The sequence below is a fragment of the Georgenia sp. TF02-10 genome (assembly GCF_022759505.1).
GTDB lineage: Bacteria > Actinomycetota > Actinomycetes > Actinomycetales > Actinomycetaceae > TF02-10.
Map to the genome: position 1 here is coordinate 2,897,459 of NZ_CP094289.1, position 20,018 is coordinate 2,917,476.

The window sequence follows — 20,018 nt, forward strand, 5'->3', positions numbered from 1 at the left end:
TCCGTCGCCGGCCGTCAGCGCGGCTCGACGCCGTGGTGCAGCAGCCCCCACACGACCGACTCGGTCAGCGCCTGCCAGGACGCCTCGATGATGTTCGTGCCCACCCCGACCGTGGACCAGCTCCGGACGGTGTCGGAGGTCTCGATGAGCACCCGGATGGTGGCGTCGGTGCCCTGCTGGGTGTCGAGGATGCGGACCTTGTAGTCGATCAGCTCGAAGGCCTCGATCTCGGGGTAGGTACCCACCAGCGCCTCGCGCAGCGCGTGGTCCAGGGCGTTGACCGGGCCGTTGCCCTCCCCGGTGCGGACCATCCGGCCCTGCCCGGTGCGCAGCCGGACGGTGGCCTCGGCCTCCTGCCCGCCGCCCGGGCGGTGCTCGACGAAGGCGCGCCAGCTCTCCACCTCGAAGTAGCGCGGCGGGCGGCCGTCGATCTCGGTGCGCAGCAGCAGCTCGAAGGAGGCGTCGGCGGCGTCGTAGGTGTACCCGGCCGCCTCGGCCTCCTTGACCCGCTGCGTCACCCGGCCGAGCAGCTCGCCCTGGCCGGCGAGGTCGAAGCCGAGCTCGCGGCCCTTGAGCTCGATGGAGGCCCGGCCGGCCATCTCCGAGACGAGCATCCGCATGTCGTTGCCGACGGCGGTGGGGTCGACGTGCTGGTACAGGTCCGGGTCCACCCGGATCGCCGAGGCGTGCAGGCCGGCCTTGTGCGCGAACGCCGACGCCCCGACGTAGGGCTGGCGCCCGTAGGGGCTGATGTTGGTGATCTCGGAGATGGCGTGCGCGACGCCGGTGGCGTCGGCCAGGCCGGTGCCGGCCAGCGCCGGCCGGCCGAGCTTGAGCTCGAGGTTGGCCACGCAGGTCAGCAGGTCGGCGTTGCCGGTCCGCTCGCCGTAGCCGTTCACGGTGCCCTGGATGTGCCCGGCGCCGGCCTCGACGGCGGCCAGGGTGTTGGCGACAGCGCAGCCGGAGTCGTTGTGCGCGTGGATGCCCAGCCGGCCGGACGTGCTCGCCCGGACCGCGGCCACCACCTCGCTGACCCAGGTGGGCAGCATCCCGCCGTTGGTGTCGCACAGCACCACGGTGGCGGCGCCGGCGTCGACGGCGGCCGCCACGCACTGCAGGGCGTAGCCGGCGTCGTGGCGGTAGCCGTCGAAGAAGTGCTCCAGGTCCACCACCACCTCCCGGTCCAGCGCGACCAGGTGGCCCACCGTCGCCCGGATCATCCGCAGGTTCTCCGCGCCGGTGGTCCGCAGCGCCCGCTCGACGTGCCGGCTGTCGCTCTTGGCGACCAGGGTGACCACCGGCGCCTCGGCCTCCACCAGGGCCCGCACCTGGGCGTCCGCGCCGGGCTCGGCCCCCGGCCGGCAGGTGGCGCCGAACGCGGCGAGGCGGGCGTGGCGCAGGTCGAGCTCCTTGGCCGCCCGGGCGAAGAACTCGGTGTCCTTGGGGATGGCGCCGGGCCAGCCGCCCTCGATGTAGCCCACGCCGAGGGAGTCGAGGTGGGCGGCGATGGCCAGCTTGTCGGCCACCGACAGGTTCATGCCCTCCTGCTGGGCGCCGTCGCGCAGGGTGGTGTCGTAGACCTGGACGACGGCGGCCTCGGCAGCGGGTGCGGCGGCGGCCGTGGGGCGGGCGGCGGGCCCGGCGTCGGCGGCGGCCGGCCGCGCTGGGTCGACGGCGGCGGGGCGGGCGTCGTCCGGGTCGACGGCGGCCGGGCGCCCACCGGGGGCGACGGTGCTGCGCATGGTGCTCCTTGCGGTGGGCCGGCGTGGCTCGGTGGCGCAGCCCCAGCGTAGGCCGGCGGGGTGGTGCCGGTACCGGTCGCGGTCGCCGCGACGGGGCGGCGGCGTCGCTGGGAAGGTGCCCCCAGCAACAAGAAGACCTCCCGTGGTACGGGAGGTCTGCGCATCGAGCGGGTGTGCTCGATGCGCTAGCCGATAAGCAGCTGGGAGCGCGTCACGCGAGCGAGTGTGCCACACCGCCGCCCGGTGGGTGGTCGCCTGCGCCACCATGTGAGACGGGCGGGCGCGACCGGGCGCCGCGGTGCCCGCGGCGCGCAGGGTGAGGGCCTCCCGGTGCCCGCGGCGCGCGGTGCGTCGAGCCCCGGCCCGTCGTTGACAGGCGGCCCCCTGCGGCCGACGCCGCGCTGGGGCTCAGCTCACCGCACCGTCGACCGACCTCCATGTCTGTACTCGCTGTGGCGGCTTCAAGCCGGCTCGAAGCCGCCACAGCGAGTACAGACATGCACGACCTCCGGTGGGCGGCCTGCGTGGCATCCGATGCACGGCCCGCGGTGCGCGGCCTGCATGGCCTGCGGTGCATGGCCTGCGGTGCCCAGCCCGTGCTGCCCACCTGCGACACGCGGCTTCCGCACCGGGACCGGCTTGGCTCCGGCTTCTCAGACTCGCGCGACGCCGTGGTATCGAGCGGTCCGTCCGGGCGGCACGCCCGGCGCTCCGGGGCTGCGTCAGGCCAGGCGGTACATCCAGCCCGCCGGGTCGGGGCGCCGGCCGTACTGGATGTCCGTCAGCGTGGTGTAGAGCTCCGTCGTCGTCGGCCCCGGGGTGCCGTCCCCGACCGTGACGTCGAACCCCTCCCCCGCCAGGCGGCCGATGGGGGTCACGACGGCGGCGGTCCCGCACGCGAAGGCCTCCCGGACGCGGCCGGCGCGGATGTCGTCCAGCAGGCCGGCCAGGTCGATCATCTCCTCGCGGACCTCCCGGCCGTCGGCGCGCAGCAGGTCCAGGATCGAGGCGCGGGTGCCGCCCTCGAGGATGGTGCCGGTAAGCGCGGGCGTCCGGACGGCGCCGTCGTCGTCGACGACGAAGAGGTTCATCCCCCCCAGCTCCTCCAGGTAGGTGTTGGTCGCGGCGTCGAGGTAGCAGACCTGCTCGAACCCCTTGTCGTAGGCCTCCTGCTGGGGCAGCAGGGAGGCGGCGTAGTTGCCGCCGGTCTTGGCCGCGCCCATCCCCCCCGGGCCGACCCGGTGGTAGTCCGCGGCCACCCAGATCGCCACCGGGGTGAAGCCCTGGGTGAAGTACGGCCCGACCGGGGAGGCGATGAGGAGGTAGGCGACCTCGCGGGCCGCGCGCACGCCGAGGAAGGGCTCGGTGGCGATCATGAACGGCCGCAGGTACAGGCTGGCGCCGGTGGTCTCCGGCACCCACCGGCGGTCCGCGGCGACCAGCGCGGCCAGCGAGGCGACGAAGTCCTCGGCGGGCAGCTCGGGCAGCGCCAGGCGGCGGGCCGAGGCGTTGAACCGGGCGGCGTTGAAGCCGGGGCGGAACGTCCACACCGACCCGTCGGCGTGCCGGTAGGCCTTCAGCCCCTCGAACACCTGCTGGCCGTAGTGGAGGACGGCGGCGGCCGGGGAGAGCGCGATGGGGGCGAAGGCGACGGTGCCGTGGTCGTGCCAGCCGGCGTCGGCGGTCCACCGGGCGCGCGCCATGTGGTCGGTGAACGCGACGCCGAAGGTCAGGCTGCCCATGACCTCGGCGTGGGTCTGGGCGGTTGCCGGGCTGGCGGCGGGGGTGTGCGGGAACCGGCCGGCGAGGGCGTCGGCGGCGGGAAGCTCGGCGGCGTCGGGGCCGGTCAGGGGCGCGGTGGGGGCGGGCGAGGTGCTCATGGGACCTTCTTCGGGTGCTGCGGGTGGGATGACGGTATCGCCGGTGGCCGGAGCGGCGCAGGGGCCGGTCGGGTGGTGGCCGGAGGCCGGGAGGCGGCGGGCGCCGGGACCCAGCGGCCGGGCGCCGTCGGCGGGGTGGTGGCGGGGCCCGCTGGGCCGCCGTCGGGAGGGTGCCAGGGGGTGGGACGCCGCAGGCGGGATGGTGCTGGATCGGCGGGACCGGGCGCCGTCCGCGGGGTGGTGCCGGCGGGACCGGGCGCCGTCGGCGGGATCGTGCCGGACCGGTGGGGCCGGGCGCCGTCCGCGGGGTGGTGCCGAGACGCCGGCGGTCGTCGTCCCCGACGGGCGGGCGGGCGGGTGCCGCCCCGGGGTCAGCCGGATACTCGGGCGGCGAGGGCGTCGCCGACGACGGCGGTGGGCCGGGCCTGGCCGTCCCGCTCGGCGACGTCGGCGGCGACGGCGGCCTCCACCCGCCGTGCCTCGGCGCCCAGGCCGAGGTGGTCCAGGAGCAGGGCGACGGAGAGCACGGTGGCGGTGGGGTCGGCGATGCCCCGCCCGGCGATGTCGGGGGCGGAGCCGTGGACCGGCTCGAACATCGAGGGCGTGGTCCGCGCCGGGTTGATGTTGCCCGAGGCGGCCAGCCCGATGCCGCCGCTGATGGCGGCGGCGAGGTCGGTGAGGATGTCGCCGAAGAGGTTGTCGGTGACGATGACGTCGAACCGGGCCGGGTCGGTGACGAGGAAGATGGTGGCGGCGTCCACGTGCAGGTAGTCGACGGCGACGTCCGGGTACTCCGCCGCGACGGCCTCGACGGTGCGCCGCCAGAGGTGCCCGGCGTGGACGAGGACGTTGTGCTTGTGCACGAGGGTGAGCCGGCGGCGGGGGCGGGCCTGGGCCCGGGCGAACGCGTCGCGGACCACCCGCTCGACGCCGTAGGCGGTGTTGACCGAGACCTCGTTGGCCACCTCCGCCGGGGTGCCCACCCGGATCGCGCCGCCGTTGCCGACGTAGGGCCCCTCGGTGCCCTCGCGCACGACGACGAAGTCGACCTCGCCCGGCGCGGCGAGCGGGCTGGGCACGCCGGGGTAGATGCGGGAGGGCCGGAGGTTGACGTAGTGGTCCAGGGCGAACCGGAGCCGGAGCAGCAGGCCGCGCTCGAGGACGCCGGAGGGCACGGTGGGGTCGCCGATGGCGCCGAGCAGGATGGCGTCGTGCTCGGTAATGGTGGCCAGGTCGGCGTCGGTGAGGGTCTCCCCGGTGCGGTGCCAGCGGGCGGCGCCGAGGTCGAGCTCGGTGCGCTCGACGGTGACGTCGGCGCCGGCGACCGCGGCGTCGAGGACCTTCAGGCCCTCGGCGACGACCTCCGGGCCGATGCCGTCGCCGGCCACGACCGCCAGCCTGATCGTGCGCGTCATGCCGTGCCTCTCCTCGTGTCCCTGCTGCTGCGGGCGGCGCCGGGAGCCCGGGGGTCTGCCCGTCGGCGGCCGGCGCGGTCGCCCGGGTCGAACCGTAGCCGCGCCGTCCGTGATCGGACGGGGCGTCTCATGTCCGCCTTGGTGCGCCCCGGGCCGGCCGGGCCCCCGGGCTGTCGGGCCGGACGGCCCGGCCTGGGCGGCCAGGCACGGCCAGGCACCCGGCGCCGCCCCTGCCGGGCCGCCAGCGCGCGGCTCCCCTGCCCCGAAGCCGTCAGCGCGCGGCGCTGCCCTCGACGTAGTCGGCGTCCCCGGCGTCGACCCAGGCGAAGAGCTTGCGCAGCTCCCGGCCGGTGGCCTCGATCGGGTGCGCCTCGCCCCGGGCCCGGAGCTCCTTGAACTCCGGCGCGCCGGCGTCCTGGTCCGTGATGAACCGGTCGGCGAAGGCGCCGGACTGGATGTCCGCGAGCACCGCCTTCATGTTCTCCTTCACCTGCGGGGTGATCACCCGGGGGCCGGAGACGTAGTCGCCGTACTCGGCGGTGTCCGAGATGGACCAGCGCTGCTTGGTGAGGCCGCCCTCGTAGATGAGGTCGACGATGAGCTTGAGCTCGTGCAGCACCTCGAAGTAGGCGACCTCGGGCTGGTAGCCGGCCTCGGTCAGGGTCTCGAAGCCGTACTGGATGAGCTGGGAGACCCCGCCGCAGAGCACCGCCTGCTCGCCGAACAGGTCCGTCTCGGTCTCCTCGGTGAAGGTCGTCCGGATGCCGGCGGCACGCAGCCCGCCGATCGCCTTGGCGTAGCTCAGCGCCGTGTCCCAGGCGGTCCCGGAGCCGTCCTGCTCGACGGCGACGATCACCGGCACCCCCCGGCCGGCCTCGTACTCCCGGCGCACCAGGTGCCCGGGGCCCTTCGGGGCGACCATGACGACGTCGTGGCCGGCCTCGGGGGTGATGTAGCCGAACCGGATGTTGAAGCCGTGCGCGAAGAGCAGGGTGGCGTCGGGCTTGAGGTTCGGGGCGATCTGCTCGGCGTAGAGGGTGCGCTGGACCTGGTCGGGGGCCAGGATCACGACGACGTCGGCGCCGGCCACGGCGTCCGGCACGGTGGCCACCGCCAGGCCCTCCTCCTCGGCCTTGGCGCGGGAGGCGGAGCCCTCGCGCAGGCCGACGGTGACCTGGACGCCGGAGTCGCGCAGGTTCAGCGCGTGGGCGTGGCCCTGGCTGCCGTAGCCGACGACCGCCACCTTCTTGGACTGGATCACGGACAGGTCGGCGTCGTCGTCGTAGAACAGGTCAGCCACGGTGGTTCTCCTTCGGTTGGGACTGCTGGTGCGGTTCAAGGGTGCCAGGCCGGCCGCCGTCGGCCCGGGACGGCGGTTCCCGACGGCGGCCGGTGCGGTGCGGGCACCGGTGCGGGCGCGGGTGCCGGGGGCGGTCAGGCGCTGCGGGCCACCCGCTCGACTGCCCGGTCGGTCATCGAGCGGTTGCCGCGGGCGATGGCCACCGTGCCGGACTGGACGATCTCCCGGATGCCGTGCGGCTCCAGGGCGGCGAGCAGGGCGCGGATCTTCCCGGCGGCGCCGGTGGCCTCGACGGTCACTGCGTCGGGGGCGACGTCGACCACGTGGGCCCGGAAGAGCTCGACGACCTGCAGCACCGCCGTGCGGGAGGCGTCGTCGGCGCGGACCTTGACCAGCAGCAGCTCGCGCTGGACGGAGGAGTCCGGCTCGAGCTCGACGATCTTGATGACGTTGACGAGCTTGTTGAGCTGCTTGGTCACCTGCTCCAGCGGGAGGTCGGCGGCGTCCACCACGACGGTGATCCGGGAGATCTCCGGGTGCTCGGTGGGGCCCACGGCCAGGGAGTGGATGTTGAAGGCGCGGCGGGCGAAGAGCGCCGAGACGCGGGTGAGCACGCCGGGCTTGTTCTCCACCAGCACTGACAGGGTGCGCGTGGTCATCGGTCTGCTCCGGCTCACTCGTCGCGGTCCCACACGGGGGTGATCCCGCGGGCGTACTGGATGGCGTCGTTGCCGACGCCGGCGGCCACCATCGGCCAGACCATCGCGTCGCGGGAGACCACGAAGTCCACGACCACCGGGGCGTCGTCGATCTCCATGGCGCGGCGGATGGTGTCGTCGAGGTCGGCCGTGGACTCGCACCGCAGGCCCACGCAGCCGTAGGCCTCGGCGAGCTTGACGAAGTCCGGGATGTGCTGGGTCTGGTGCCCGGTGTGCAGGTCGGTGTGGGAGTAGCGGCCCTCGTAGAAGAGGGTCTGCCACTGCCGGACCATGCCGAGGGAGGAGTTGTTGATCAGGGCGACCTTGATCGGGATGCCCTCCAGGGCGCAGGTGGCCAGCTCCTGGTTGGTCATCTGGAAGCAGCCGTCGCCGTCGACCGCCCAGACGGTGGCGTCCGGCCGGCCGACCTTGGCGCCCATGGCCGCGGGCACCGCGTAGCCCATGGTGCCCAGGCCGCCGGAGTTGAGCCAGGTGCGGGGGTGCTCGTAGCGGATGAACTGGGCCGCCCACATCTGGTGCTGGCCCACCCCGGAGACGTACACCGCCTCCGGCCCGGCGATCTCGCCCAGCCGGGAGATCACGTGCTGGGGGGCCATCAGCCCGTCCTCGGTGGGCGTCCAGCCCAGCGGGTAGCGCTGGCGCAGGTCGTCCAGCCGCTGCCACCAGCCCTCCAGGTCCGGCCGGCCGTGCTGGGCGTGGGCCGCGGCCAGCTCGGTGGTCAGGTCGGCGGCGACCTCCTTCAGGTCCCCGACGATGGGCACGTCGGCCTGCCGGTTCTTGGAGATCTCGGCCGGGTCGATGTCGGCGTGGACGATCGTGGCCTTCGGCGCGAAGCTGTCCAGCCGGCCGGTGACCCGGTCGTCGAACCGGGCGCCCAGGGCGACGATGAGGTCGGCCTGCTGCAGCGCGGCGACGGCGGCCACCGAGCCGTGCATCCCGGGCATGCCCAGGTGCTGGGGGTGGGAGTCGGGCACCACGCCGCGGGCCATCAGGGTGGTGACGACGGCGGCCCCGGAGAGGTCGACGAGCCGGCGCAGCTCGGCGGCGGCCTCGGCGCGCACCGCCCCGCCGCCGACGTAGAGCACCGGCCGGCGGGCGGTGGCCAGCAGCCGGGCGGCCTCGCGGACCTGGCGCAGGTGCGGTTTGGTGACTGGGTGGTACCCGGGCAGGTCGAGGGTGGGGGGCCAGACGAAGTCGGCCGCGGCCTGCTGGGCGGACTTGGCGACGTCGACCAGCACCGGGCCGGGCCGGCCGGTGGCGGCAATGTGGAACGCCTCAGCGATGCGGGCGGCGACCTGGCTGGGATCGGTGACCAGGAAGGAGTGCTTGGTCAGCGGCATCGTCGCCCCGACGATGTCGGCCTCCTGGAAGGCGTCGGTGCCGATGGCGCTCGCGCCCACCTGCCCGGTGATGGCGACCACCGGCACGGAGTCCATGTGGGCGTCGGCGAGCGGGGTGATCAGGTTGGTCGCGCCCGGGCCGGAGGTGGCCATGCACACGCCGACCTTGCCGGTGGCGGCGGCGTAGCCGGTGGCCGCGTGCCCGGCGCCCTGCTCGTGGCGGACCAGGATGTGGCGCAGCCGGGTGGAGTCGTAGAGCGGGTCGTAGGTCGGCAGGATCGCCCCGCCGGGCATGCCGAAGATGACCTCGGCGCCCACCTCCTCCAGCGCCCGGACGATGTTCCGCGCGCCGGTGGACGGCTCGGTCACCACGGCGGGGCCGGGGGCCAGGGCGGGCGCGGCTTGGGTGGGCCCGGCCGGCGCGGGCATGGCCTCGCCGTTGCCCTGGGCGGGCCGGGCGGCCGGGGTGCTGCGGGCGGCCGGGGCCGGCCGGGGGGCCGGGCGGAGGGCCGCCGCGGACCTGGGCGGGGCCGGGCGGGGCGGGGCCGGGTGCGGGGCCTTGGCCATCGGTGCCTCCTGGCGGTGGTGCTCGTGGCGGTGGTGCTCGGGACGGGCATGAAAAAACCCCTCGTCCCTGTCCAGGGTGCCGAGGGGTGCGCGCAACAGCCGGTTCAGGCGACCGTTGCGCGCGGGGTAAGTACGAGGTGCCGCTGCATGGTGGCCACAGTAGCGGGCGCCGTCGCCGGCGTCACGCCGTCTCAGATGGTGGATCACGTACTCGGATGCCGGACCGAGGTCAGCCCGCGGGCTCCTCCTGCCAGGTGCACACGCAGGCCTCGTTGCCCTCCGCGTCGGCCAGCACCCACCAGGACGGGGCGTGCGCGTCCGTGACCAGGTGGCCGCCGGCGGCCAGCGCGGCGGCCACCCGGGCCGGGGCGTGGTCGGCGGGGACGTGGACGTCGAGGTGGATGCGGTTGCGGCCGGGGCGGGGGGCATCCATCTGCTGGAACCACAGGGCGGGCCCGCGGCCGGCGGGGTCGACGAGGTCGACGGAGGTCTCCTCCTCGCCGGGCGGGGCGAACCGCTTGTAGCCGAGCACGGCCTGCCAGAACGGCAGGACGGCGGCGATGTCGAGCGCGTCGACGGCGATCTCGACGGCGGTGCACCGGTGGGGCTCGGGCCGCAGGCCGAGCTCGCGGGCGATGGTCGAGATGCGCTCGCCGAGCGCGACGTCCCGCTCGGTGAGCCCGCCGGCGGCGTAGGTGATGAGCGAGACGTGCACCCGGTGGTAGCGCAGGTCCAGGTCGGGGTGGTGGTCGAGCTCCTCGGCGACGTCGCCGATGCGCCGCGCCAGCTCGATGCCGCGGGCGAGGGAGCCGGTGCGGAAGGTGCCGACGAGGCGGGGGCCGACCACGCGCCACTCCTGCAGGCCCGGGCGGGCCTGCACCTCCCCGGCGGGCAGCAGCCGTGTCATGGCCCCAAGGGTGGCACCGGGACCCGGGCCCGGCGAGCGGGACGGCAGCGCGTTCCGGCACCAGGTGGGGCGCGCCGCCCGGCCGCCCGACCGGCGCTTACCGGCAGCCGGCCCGCGGCGCACCGGCGCCCCGCCCGGGCTCACTCCAGGATGGCTCCGCGGGAGGCGGACTGGACGAGCTTGCTGTACTTGCCGAGCACGCCGCGGGTGTAGCGCGGCGGCAGCGGGGCCCAGCCGGCGCGGCGGCGGTCCAGCTCGTCGTCCTCGACGAGGAGGTCGAGCCGGCCGGCGGCGACGTCGAGGCGGATCCGGTCCCCGTCCCGGACGAGGGCGACCGGGCCGCCGTCGACGGCCTCCGGCGCGACGTGGCCCACGCACAGCCCGGTGGTGCCGCCGGAGAACCGCCCGTCGGTCAGCAGCAGCACGTCCTTGCCGAGCCCGGCGCCCTTGATGGCGCCGGTGATGGCGAGCATCTCGCGCATCCCGGGGCCGCCCTTCGGGCCCTCGTAACGGATGACGACGACGTCGCCGGCGGTGATCGTGCCGTCCTCGAGCGCGTCCATCGCGGCGCGCTCCCGGTCGAACACCCGGGCGGTGCCCTCGAAGACGTCGTTCTCGAAGCCCGCGGACTTCACGACGGCGCCCTCCGGGGCGAGCGAGCCGTGCAGGATCGTGATGCCGCCGGTGGCGGCGACCGGGTCGCTCGCCGGCCGGAGGACCTTGCCGTCCGGGTCCTCGGGGCGCAGGGCCTCCAGGTTCTCCGCGACGGTCTTGCCGGTGACCGTCAGGCACTCCCCGTCCAGCAGCCCCGCGTCCAGGAGCGTCTTCATGACGACCTGGATCCCGCCGACCCGGTCGACGTCGTACATCACGTACTGGCCGTAGGGCTTGAGGTTGGCCAGGTGCGGCACCTTGGCGCCGATGCGGGCGAAGTCCTCGAGGGAGAGGTCGACGTCGGCCTCGTGGGCGATGGCCAGCAGGTGCAGCACCGCGTTGGTGGACCCGCCGAAGGCCTGGACGACGGCGATCGCGTTCTCGAACGCCGCCTTGGTCATGATGTCGCGGGCGGTGATGCCCTGGCGCAGCAGCCCGACGACGGCCTCGCCGGCGCGGTGGGCGGCGGCGTCGCGGCGCCGGTCGGCCGAGGGCGGCGTGGCCGAGCCGGGGATGGACATCCCCATCGCCTCGGCGACGGTGGCCATGGTGTTGGCGGTGTAGTAGCCGCCGCAGGCGCCCTCGCCCGGGCAGATGGCCCGCTCGATGCGCCCGAGGTCCTCGTTGCTCATCAGGCCGCGGGCGCAGGCGCCGACGGCCTCGAAGGCGTCGATGATCGTCACGTCCTTCTCGACGCCGTCGCTGAGCTTGACCCGGCCGGGCATGATCGAGCCGGCGTAGATGAACACGCTGGCCAGGTCCAGGCGGGCGGCCGCCATCAGCATCCCGGGGAGGGACTTGTCGCAGCCGGCCAGGAGCACGGAGCCGTCGAGGCGCTCGGCCTGCATGACCGTCTCGACGGAGTCGGCGATGACGTCGCGGGAGACGAGCGAGAAGTGCATGCCCTCGTGGCCCATCGAGATGCCGTCGGAGACGGAGATGGTGCCGAACTGGAGGGGGTAGCCGCCGCCGGTGAAGACGCCCTCCTTGGCCGCCTGGGCGAGGCGGTTGAGCGAGAGGTTGCAGGGGGTGATCTCGTTCCACGAGCTCGCGATGCCGATCTGCGGCTTGGCGAAGTCCTCGTCGCCCATGCCGACGGCGCGCAGCATGCCGCGGGCGGCGGTGGCCTCGATGCCGTCCGTCACCTGGCGGCTGCGCGGCTTGATGTCCGGTGTCGTTGGGGCCTGGATGGTCATGGGGGCGAGTGTAGGACCGGGCGCGCGGGTGCCGGCTGCGGGGTCGGCACGTGGGATGCGGCTGCTCGACGCCGCCGCGAGAGTCGACGGGGTGCAGGGCGTTGCCGGTGCAGGCCCACGGCGGTCCCGGCCGCCGGGGGCGGCGCGCCATCGCGGGCTGACGGCGGCAGCGCGGCGTCGACGTGGCCGGTCGACGGCGGCACCGCGGCGTCGACGTGGCCGGTCGAGGGCGGCAGCGCGGCGGGCCGGGCCGACCGCGGCAGCGCCGCCTCGACGTGGCCGGAGATGAGCGTGCCGCAGTGGGAGAACGGCAGCAGGGGCGATCCGAGGGCGCCGCGGGCCGGCGCCCGTGTCGACGGCTCCAATGCCGAGCCACGGGGCCGAGTACCGAACTGGAAATGCCGAGGAGGCCGCAACGTGGGTTGCGGCCTCCTCGATGCACGGGTGTTCGGCGGTGTCCTACTCTCCCACACGGTCGCCCGTGCAGTACCATCGGCGCTGAGGGGCTTAGCTTCCGGGTTCGGAATGGGACCGGGCGTTTCCCCCTCGCTATGACCGCCGTAACTCTATGGAGATATCAACCACCGGCGGGGGTGGGTATCTCGGGAACCGTACAGTGGACGCTCGCACCCAGCAGCCAACGTTGTGGTGCTGGTTCGTGGTTAAGTTGTCGGCCAATTAGTACCGGTCAGCTTCACGGGTTGCCCCGCTTCCACGTCCGGCCTATCAACCCAGTAGTCTGCTGGGGGCCTTCCCACCACAAGGGTGGCGGAAACCTCATCTTGAAGCAGGCTTCCCGCTTAGATGCTTTCAGCGGTTATCCCTCCCGAACGTAGCCAACCAGCCGTGCTCCTGGCGGAACAACTGGCACACCAGAGGTTCGTCCGTCCCGGTCCTCTCGTACTAGGGACAGGCCTTCTCAAGTTTCCTGCGCGCGCAGCGGATAGGGACCGAACTGTCTCACGACGTTCTAAACCCAGCTCGCGTACCGCTTTAATGGGCGAACAGCCCAACCCTTGGGACCAGCTCCAGCCCCAGGATGCGACGAGCCGACATCGAGGTGCCAAACCATGCCGTCGATATGGACTCTTGGGCAAGATCAGCCTGTTATCCCCGGGGTACCTTTTATCCGTTGAGCGACGGCGCTTCCACAAGCCACCGCCGGATCACTAGTTCCGACTTTCGTCCCTGCTCGACCTGTCAGTCTCGCAGTCAAGCTCCCTTGTGCACTTGCACTCGCCACCTGATTGCCAACCAGGCTGAGGGAACCTTTGAGCGCCTCCGTTACGTTTTAGGAGGCAACCGCCCCAGTTAAACTACCCACCAGGCACTGTCCCTGGTCCGGATCACGGACCGAGGTTAGATGTGCAGTACGACCAGAGTGGTATTTCAACGGCGACTCCACGACCACTGGCGTGGCCGCTTCACAGTCTCCCACCTATCCTACACAAGCCGCACCGAACACCAATACCAAGCTATAGTAAAGGTCCCGGGGTCTTTCCGTCCTGCTGCGCGAAACGAGCATCTTTACTCGTAGTGCAATTTCGCCGAGCTCGTGGTCGAGACAGCAGAGAAGTCGTTACGCCATTCGTGCAGGTCGGAACTTACCCGACAAGGAATTTCGCTACCTTAGGATGGTTATAGTTACCACCGCCGTTTACTGGGGCTTAAATTCTGAGCTTCGCCACTCGCGTGGCTGACCCGTCCTCTTAACCTTCCAGCACCGGGCAGGCGTCAGTCCGTATACATCGTCTTGCGACTTCGCACGGACCTGTGTTTTTAGTAAACAGTCGCTTCTCTCTGGTCTCTGCGGCCCGCAAGAGCCAGCCAGCAATGTGGCCTCACCCCGCGGGCCCCCCTTCTCCCGAAGTTACGGGGGCATTTTGCCGAGTTCCTTGACCACGATTCTCTCGATCGCCTCGGTATACTCAACCTGACCACCTGGGTCGGTTTAGGGTACGGGCGGCTAGTCCCTCGCGTCGAGGCTTTTCTTGGCAGCATAGGATCACCCTGCTTCCCCCCTACGGGGTCACCCTCGGACCTCAGGCGTATGGGGTGCGGATTTGCCTGCACCCCGCCCTGCATCCTTGGACGTGCGTTGCCACTAAGCACGCGGTGGCTACCTGTCTGCGTCACCCCTGTTAACACGCTTACCTACTGACGGATCGGGTCCCACGCTCCCCCACCCAGCTCCCCGAAGGAAGACGGGCGGGTTCGGGTGGTCAGCATCACCGGGCTCGGTATGGTCGGTCCTTCGCCGGTACGGGAATATCAACCCGTTGTCCATCGACTACGCCTGTCGGCCTCGCCTTAGGTCCCGACTTACCCAGGGCGGATTAGCCTGGCCCTGGAACCCTTGGTCAATCGGCGGACGGGTTTCTCACCCGTCTTTCGCTACTCATGCCTGCATTCTCACTCGTGCGGGATCCACCGCTGGGTCACCCCGCGGCTTCGCCTCCCGCACGACGCTCCCCTACCCACCCGCGCCCCTGAACCACGCAGCAGTGCCGCGTGGCTGGGGTCATGCGCAGGTGCCACGGCTTCGGCGGTGTGCTTGAGCCCCGCTAAATTGTCGGCGCAGAATCACTTGACCAGTGAGCTATTACGCACTCTTTCAAGGGTGGCTGCTTCTAAGCCAACCTCCTGGTTGTCTGTGCAACTCCACATCCTTTCCCACTTAGCACACGCTTGGGGGCCTTAGCCGGTGGTCTGGGCTGTTTCCCTCTCGACGACGAAGCTTATCCCCCGCCGTCTCACTGCCGTGCTCACACTTACCGGCATTCGGAGTTTGGTTGACGTCAGTAACCTGGTAGGGCCCATCGGCCATCCAGTAGCTCTACCTCCGGCAAGCAGCACACGACGCTGCACCTAAATGCATTTCGGGGAGAACCAGCTATCACGGAGTTTGATTGGCCTTTCACCCCTACCCACAGGTCATCCCCTCAGTTTTCAACCTAAGTGGGTGCGGTCCTCCACGCGGTCTTACCCGCGCTTCAACCTGCCCATGGGTAGATCACTCCGCTTCGGGTCTAGAGCACGCGACTGTGTCGCCCTGTTCGGACTCGCTTTCGCTACGGCTCCCCCACGACGGGTTAACCTCGCCACGCACCGCTAACTCGCAGGCTCATTCTTCAAAAGGCACGCCGTCACCCCCACCAAGGAGGCTCCGACGGGTTGTAAGCACACGGTTTCAGGTACTCTTTCACTCCCCTCCCGGGGTACTTTTCACCTTTCCCTCACGGTACTTGTCCGCTATCGGTCACCAGGGAGTATTTAGGCTTACCAAGTGGTCTTGGCAGATTCGCACGGGATTTCACGGGCCCCGTGCTACTCGGGATCCCTGCACGGAGGCCGCGGTGTTTCGCCTACGGGGGTCTCACCCGCTACGCCCGGCCTTCCCAGACCGTTCGGCTACACCACGGCTTGCTCACTCCGCACCGCCCCGGCAGAGGCGGCAAGCAGGTCCCACGACCCCGCGGGTGCAACGCCTGCCGGCTGTCACACACCCACGGTTTAGCCTCATCCGCTTTCGCTCGCCACTACTCACGGAATATCTTCTCCTGCGGGTACTGAGATGTTTCACTTCCCCGCGTTCCCGCCGCACGCCCTATATATTCAGGCGCGGGCGACCGCACATGACTGCGGCCGGGTTCCCCCATTCGGACACCCTCGGATCACAGCTCGTTTGCCAGCTCCCCGAGGCTTATCGCAGGCTACGACGTCCTTCTTCGGCTCCTGGTGCCAAGGCATCCACCGTATGCTCTTAAAAACTTGACCACAAGCACTACAACAAAAAACTACAAGATGCTCGCGTCCACTGTACAGTTCTCAAGCTACCCACCGACACCACACCGCACCCCACCAGCAGGTGGGGCCCGGCCCGGGCGGCCCTCTCGAGCGAACCAACCCCCACACCCCCACGTCGCGGGGGTGGTGGCGGGCCTGCTCCCTCAGGACCCAACAGCGTGCCAGCCTCTGACGTTCCACCCAGCTGAGCAACCCCCCGCACGGACACTCGCCGTGCGCCGGGGCCACCACCACACCCCCGACAGGGGCGCGGCGACAGTGCTCCTTAGAAAGGAGGTGATCCAGCCGCACCTTCCGGTACGGCTACCTTGTTACGACTTCGTCCCAATCGCCAGTCCCACCTTCGACGGCTCCCCCCCACGAGGGGTTGGGCCACCGGCTTCGGGTGTTACCGACTTTCATGACGTGACGGGCGGTGTGTACAAGGCCCGAGAACGTATTCACCGCAGCGTTGCTGATCTGCGATTACTAGCGACTCCGACTTCATGGGGTCGAGTTGCAGACCCCAATCCGAACTGAGACCGGCTTTTTGGGATTCGCTCCACCTCACGGCTTAGCAGCCCTTTGTACCGGCCATTGTAGCATGCGTGAAGCCCAAGACATAAGGGGCATGATGATTTGACGTCATCCCCACCTTCCTCCGAGTTGACCCCGGCAGTCTCCCATGAGTCCCCGGCATAACCCGCTGGCAACACAGGACAAGGGTTGCGCTCGTTGCGGGACTTAACCCAACATCTCACGACACGAGCTGACGACAACCATGCACCACCTGTACACCGACCTTGCGGGGCACCCATCTCTGGGCGTTTCCGGTGTATGTCAAGCCTTGGTAAGGTTCTTCGCGTTGCATCGAATTAATCCGCATGCTCCGCCGCTTGTGCGGGCCCCCGTCAATTCCTTTGAGTTTTAGCCTTGCGGCCGTACTCCCCAGGCGGGGCACTTAATGCGTTAGCTGCGGCGCGGAACCCGTGGAATGGGCCCCACACCTAGTGCCCAACGTTTACGGCATGGACTACCAGGGTATCTAATCCTGTTCGCTCCCCATGCTTTCGCTCCTCAGCGTCAGTAACGGCCCAGAGACCTGCCTTCGCCATCGGTGTTCCTCCTGATATCTGCGCATTCCACCGCTACACCAGGAATTCCAGTCTCCCCTACCGCACTCGAGCCTGCCCGTACCCACTGCAGGCGCGGGGTTGAGCCCCGCGTTTTCACAGCAGACGCGACAGACCGCCTACGAGCTCTTTACGCCCAATAATTCCGGACAACGCTTGCGCCCTACGTATTACCGCGGCTGCTGGCACGTAGTTAGCCGGCGCTTCTTCTGCAGGTACCGTCACCCGGAGGCTTCTTCCCTGCTGAAAGAGGTTTACAACCCGAAGGCCGTCATCCCTCACGCGGCGTCGCTGCATCAGGCTTGCGCCCATTGTGCAATATTCCCCACTGCTGCCTCCCGTAGGAGTCTGGGCCGTGTCTCAGTCCCAGTGTGGCCGGTCACCCTCTCAGGCCGGCTACCCGTCGTCGCCTTGGTAGGCCATCACCCCACCAACAAGCTGATAGGCCGCGAGCCCATCCCCAACCGACACAGTCTTTCCAGACCACCCCATGCGAGGCGGCCTCATATCCGGTATTAGCCCCGGTTTCCCGAGGTTATCCCGAAGTCAGGGGCAGGTTGCTCACGTGTTACTCACCCGTTCGCCACTAATCAGGCCCAGCAAGCTGGACCGTCATCGTTCGACTTGCATGTGTTAAGCACGCCGCCAGCGTTCGTCCTGAGCCAGGATCAAACTCTCCGTTAAAAACCAAAGCCCGTGACCACCCGACCGGGCAGCCACGACCATCGATACGAAGAAAACAATCCAAGCAAGCACCCACCCCGAAACCGGGGGCACCGAGGCAGGCACCAACCAAGAACAAAAAACTTCGACCCCCGCACCCGACCACCACCCCCCACCACGAACGGCAAGGACCAGCAGCCACGCACGACGATCACATGGCATCAAAAACTTGGCACGCTGTTGAGTTCTCAAGAAACAGACACACACCGTCGAATCCCCACCGCGAGGCAGGAACCCGAACCGGGGCAGGCGTTCTACTTTATCTCTGCCGGCTGGCGCTGTCAACCGGGCCGCTGTCGGTCCGAAGGTCAGGCTGTCCGGCGACCGGTCGGCAGGCGCGGGTCTCCGCTGCTGCTTCTCGGTCCTCCCGCGGGATCGGCCACCGGTCTCGGTGTCCGCTGCTCCCTGGCGGGCACGAGTAGGTTAGGCAGGCGCCGGGACGCGGGTCAAACCGTCACGGGATGACGTGGACCACAGCTTGTGGACGGTGGGCGCCCGGATAGGGAGCGGACGGGCGCACGGGGCCGCACCGGCGACACCGTGCGGCGTCGGCGGTACCGAGAAGGGCGAGAGGCCGCCGTCGGGCCCGGGAGGGCGAGAGGCCGCCGTCGTGCCTGCCCTGCAGCGCCCCTCCTCCGCAGGTCGCCCGGGCACCCGTGCCGACCGGCCCCGGCGAGGCCAGCGCGGGAGCGTGCGGGCGTGCACCCGCTCCGGACGCCCCGCTCGTGCCGGGCCGGCCCGGCGGCCGTCAGGGCATGCGCTCGTAGGCGGGCAGGGTGAGGAAGTCGGCGTAGTCGTCGGCCACGGCGACCTGCAAGAAGGTCGCGCGCGCGTCGGCGTAGTCGGCCGCGTCGCCTGGGAGCGCGGCGACCTCCTCATCCACGAGGCGCTCGACCAGGTCCTTGGTGACCTGGGCACCGGTGTCGGCCAGGGTCACCGAGCTGTGCAGCCACTGCCAGACCTGGGACCGGGAGATCTCGGCGGTGGCCGCGTCCTCCATGAGGTTGAAGATCGCCACCGCCCCCTGCCCGTTCAGCCACGCGGCGAGGTACTGGATCCCGACCGAGATGTTGTTGCGCAGGCCGGCCTCGGTGACGTCGCCGGGGGTGGCCGCGACGTCGAGCAGCTGGGCGGCCGTGACGTGGACGTCCTCGCGCGTGCGGTCGATCTGGTTCGGCCGGTCGCCCAGGACCTCGGTGAAGACCTCCTTGCAGAGCTCGACCATCCCGGGGTGGGCGACCCAGGACCCGTCGAACCCGTCGGCGGCCTCCCGCGCCTTGTCGGCGCGGACCTTGGCGAAGGCCGCCTCGTTGACCTCGGGGTCCTTGGCCGGGATGAAGGCGGCCATCCCGCCGATCGCGTGCGCGCCGCGCCGGTGGCAGGTGCGCACGAGCAGCTCGGTGTACGCCCGCATGAACGGGACGGTCATCGTCACCGCGTTGCGGTCGGGCAGCAGGAAGTCGGACCCGCGGGTCCGGAAGGACTTGATGACGGAGAACATGTAGTCCCACCGGCCGGCGTTGAGCCCGGCGGAGTGCTCCCGCAGCTCGTAGAGGATCTCCTCCATCTCGAACGCGGCCGGGTAGGTCTCGATGAGCACCGTGGCCCGGATCGTACCCCGGGGGATGCCGAGGAAGTCCTGCGCCAGAACGAACGCGTCGTTCCACAGCCGCGCCTCGAGGTGGGACTCCATCTTCGGCAGGTAGAAGTACGGCCCACGGCCCTTCTCGATCTGCCGGCGGCCCGCCGTCGCCAGGTACAGGGCGAAGTCGACCAGGGCGCCGGACGTGCGCCGGCCGTCGACGGTGATGTGCTTCTCCGGCAGGTGCCACCCCCGGGGCCGGACGATGATGGTCGGCAGCTCCTCGTCCGGGCGCAGCCGGTACTCCTTGCCCGTGTCTGGGGCGGTGAAGTCGATGGTCCGGTTCAGGGCGTCGAGCAGGTTGAGCTGGCCCTCCACGACGGCGTCCCACCGCGGGGTGCTCGCGTCCTCGAAGTCGGCCAGCCAGGCCTTGGCGCCGGAGTTGAGGGCGTTGATCGTCATCTTCCGGTCGGTCGGGCCGGTGATCTCCACCCGCCGGTCCACCAGCCCGGGGGCGGGCGGGGCGACCTGCCAGGACTCGTCCGCCCGGATCTCGGCGGTCTCGGGCAGGAAGTCCAGCGTGCCGCCGGCGGCCAGCTCGGCGATCCGCCGCTCGCGTGCCCGGAGCAGGTCCAGCCGGCGGTCGTCCAGGGCGCGGTGGAGCCGGACGATCAGCTCCAGCGCCTGCGGGCTGAGGATCTCCTCGTACCGGGGGCCCACCGGACCGGTGATCTCCAGCCCGGCAGGGGTCTGCAGCGTCGTCGCAGTCTCCATGACACTCCTCGGTTTTCGCTATGCGGAAGTGGCGATCTCCTTCGTGGAAAGGTATCGGCCGGTGTACCGGACGGTCAATGCGGCCGACGGCGGCCGACGGCGAGCCGTGCACCGCCAGGGACATCGCGGCCGACGGCGGCGACCGCGGGCCGCGCACCCTCAAGGACATCGGCCGGCTGTGTCTGGGCACGGCCGGCTGTCTCCGTCCCTGCCCGGCCAGCGCCCGCAGCCGACCGTGGCCGTACCCGCGTCGACCGACGATGCGCACCAGGCGGTGGGGACGACGTGGCGCCCGGCAGC

At 70.8% G+C, this 20,018-nt stretch carries 9 protein-coding genes and 3 rRNA genes; all 12 read right to left on the minus strand.

The window, feature by feature from the left end:
- Positions 1-14: 14 nt before the first annotated feature.
- Positions 15-1,742 carry a citramalate synthase gene (cimA, locus tag MF406_RS13105; RefSeq protein WP_256463893.1) on the minus strand — a complete coding sequence of 576 codons (1,728 nt, stop codon included), beginning with the start codon at positions 1,740-1,742 and terminating at the stop codon, positions 15-17.
- 722 nt (positions 1,743-2,464) lie between these two features.
- Positions 2,465-3,622 carry a branched-chain amino acid aminotransferase gene (locus MF406_RS13110; RefSeq protein WP_242894536.1) on the minus strand — a complete coding sequence of 386 codons (1,158 nt, stop codon included), beginning with the start codon at positions 3,620-3,622 and terminating at the stop codon, positions 2,465-2,467.
- 371 nt (positions 3,623-3,993) lie between these two features.
- Positions 3,994-5,037, minus strand: a complete 1,044-nt coding sequence (locus MF406_RS13115; protein WP_242894538.1) for a 3-isopropylmalate dehydrogenase — start codon at positions 5,035-5,037, stop codon at positions 3,994-3,996.
- 271 nt (positions 5,038-5,308) lie between these two features.
- Entirely contained in the window at positions 5,309-6,337 is a 1,029-nt protein-coding gene (gene ilvC / locus MF406_RS13120; protein WP_242894540.1) for a ketol-acid reductoisomerase, read from the minus strand.
- A 134-nt stretch (positions 6,338-6,471) separates the two neighbouring features.
- Positions 6,472-6,996: an acetolactate synthase small subunit gene (gene ilvN / locus MF406_RS13125; protein WP_242894542.1), complete on the minus strand. Its 525-nt coding sequence runs from the start codon at positions 6,994-6,996 to the stop codon at positions 6,472-6,474.
- 14 nt (positions 6,997-7,010) lie between these two features.
- Positions 7,011-8,963 carry an acetolactate synthase large subunit gene (locus MF406_RS13130; protein WP_242894562.1) on the minus strand — a complete coding sequence of 651 codons (1,953 nt, stop codon included), beginning with the start codon at positions 8,961-8,963 and terminating at the stop codon, positions 7,011-7,013.
- A gap of 229 nt (positions 8,964-9,192) precedes the next feature.
- On the minus strand, positions 9,193-9,870 hold the full coding sequence (locus tag MF406_RS13135; protein WP_242894564.1) for a VOC family protein: 678 nt from the start codon (positions 9,868-9,870) through the stop codon (positions 9,193-9,195).
- A 140-nt stretch (positions 9,871-10,010) separates the two neighbouring features.
- Positions 10,011-11,720 (minus strand): dihydroxy-acid dehydratase, encoded by a 1,710-nt coding sequence (gene ilvD / locus MF406_RS13140; protein WP_242894566.1) that lies wholly within the window; start codon positions 11,718-11,720, stop codon positions 10,011-10,013.
- A 446-nt stretch (positions 11,721-12,166) separates the two neighbouring features.
- Positions 12,167-12,283 (minus strand): 5S ribosomal RNA (gene rrf / locus MF406_RS13145).
- Positions 12,284-12,378: 95 nt separating this feature from the next.
- A 23S ribosomal RNA gene (locus MF406_RS13150) occupies positions 12,379-15,497 on the minus strand.
- Between the two features lie 299 nt (positions 15,498-15,796).
- A 16S ribosomal RNA gene (locus MF406_RS13155) occupies positions 15,797-17,323 on the minus strand.
- Together the 16S, 23S and 5S rRNA genes form the textbook arrangement of a ribosomal RNA operon.
- A gap of 787 nt (positions 17,324-18,110) precedes the next feature.
- Positions 18,111-19,718, minus strand: coding sequence for a malate synthase A (aceB, locus tag MF406_RS13160; RefSeq protein ID WP_242894568.1), 1,608 nt, complete (start codon positions 19,716-19,718; stop codon positions 18,111-18,113).
- Between the last annotated feature and the right edge of the window lie 300 nt (positions 19,719-20,018).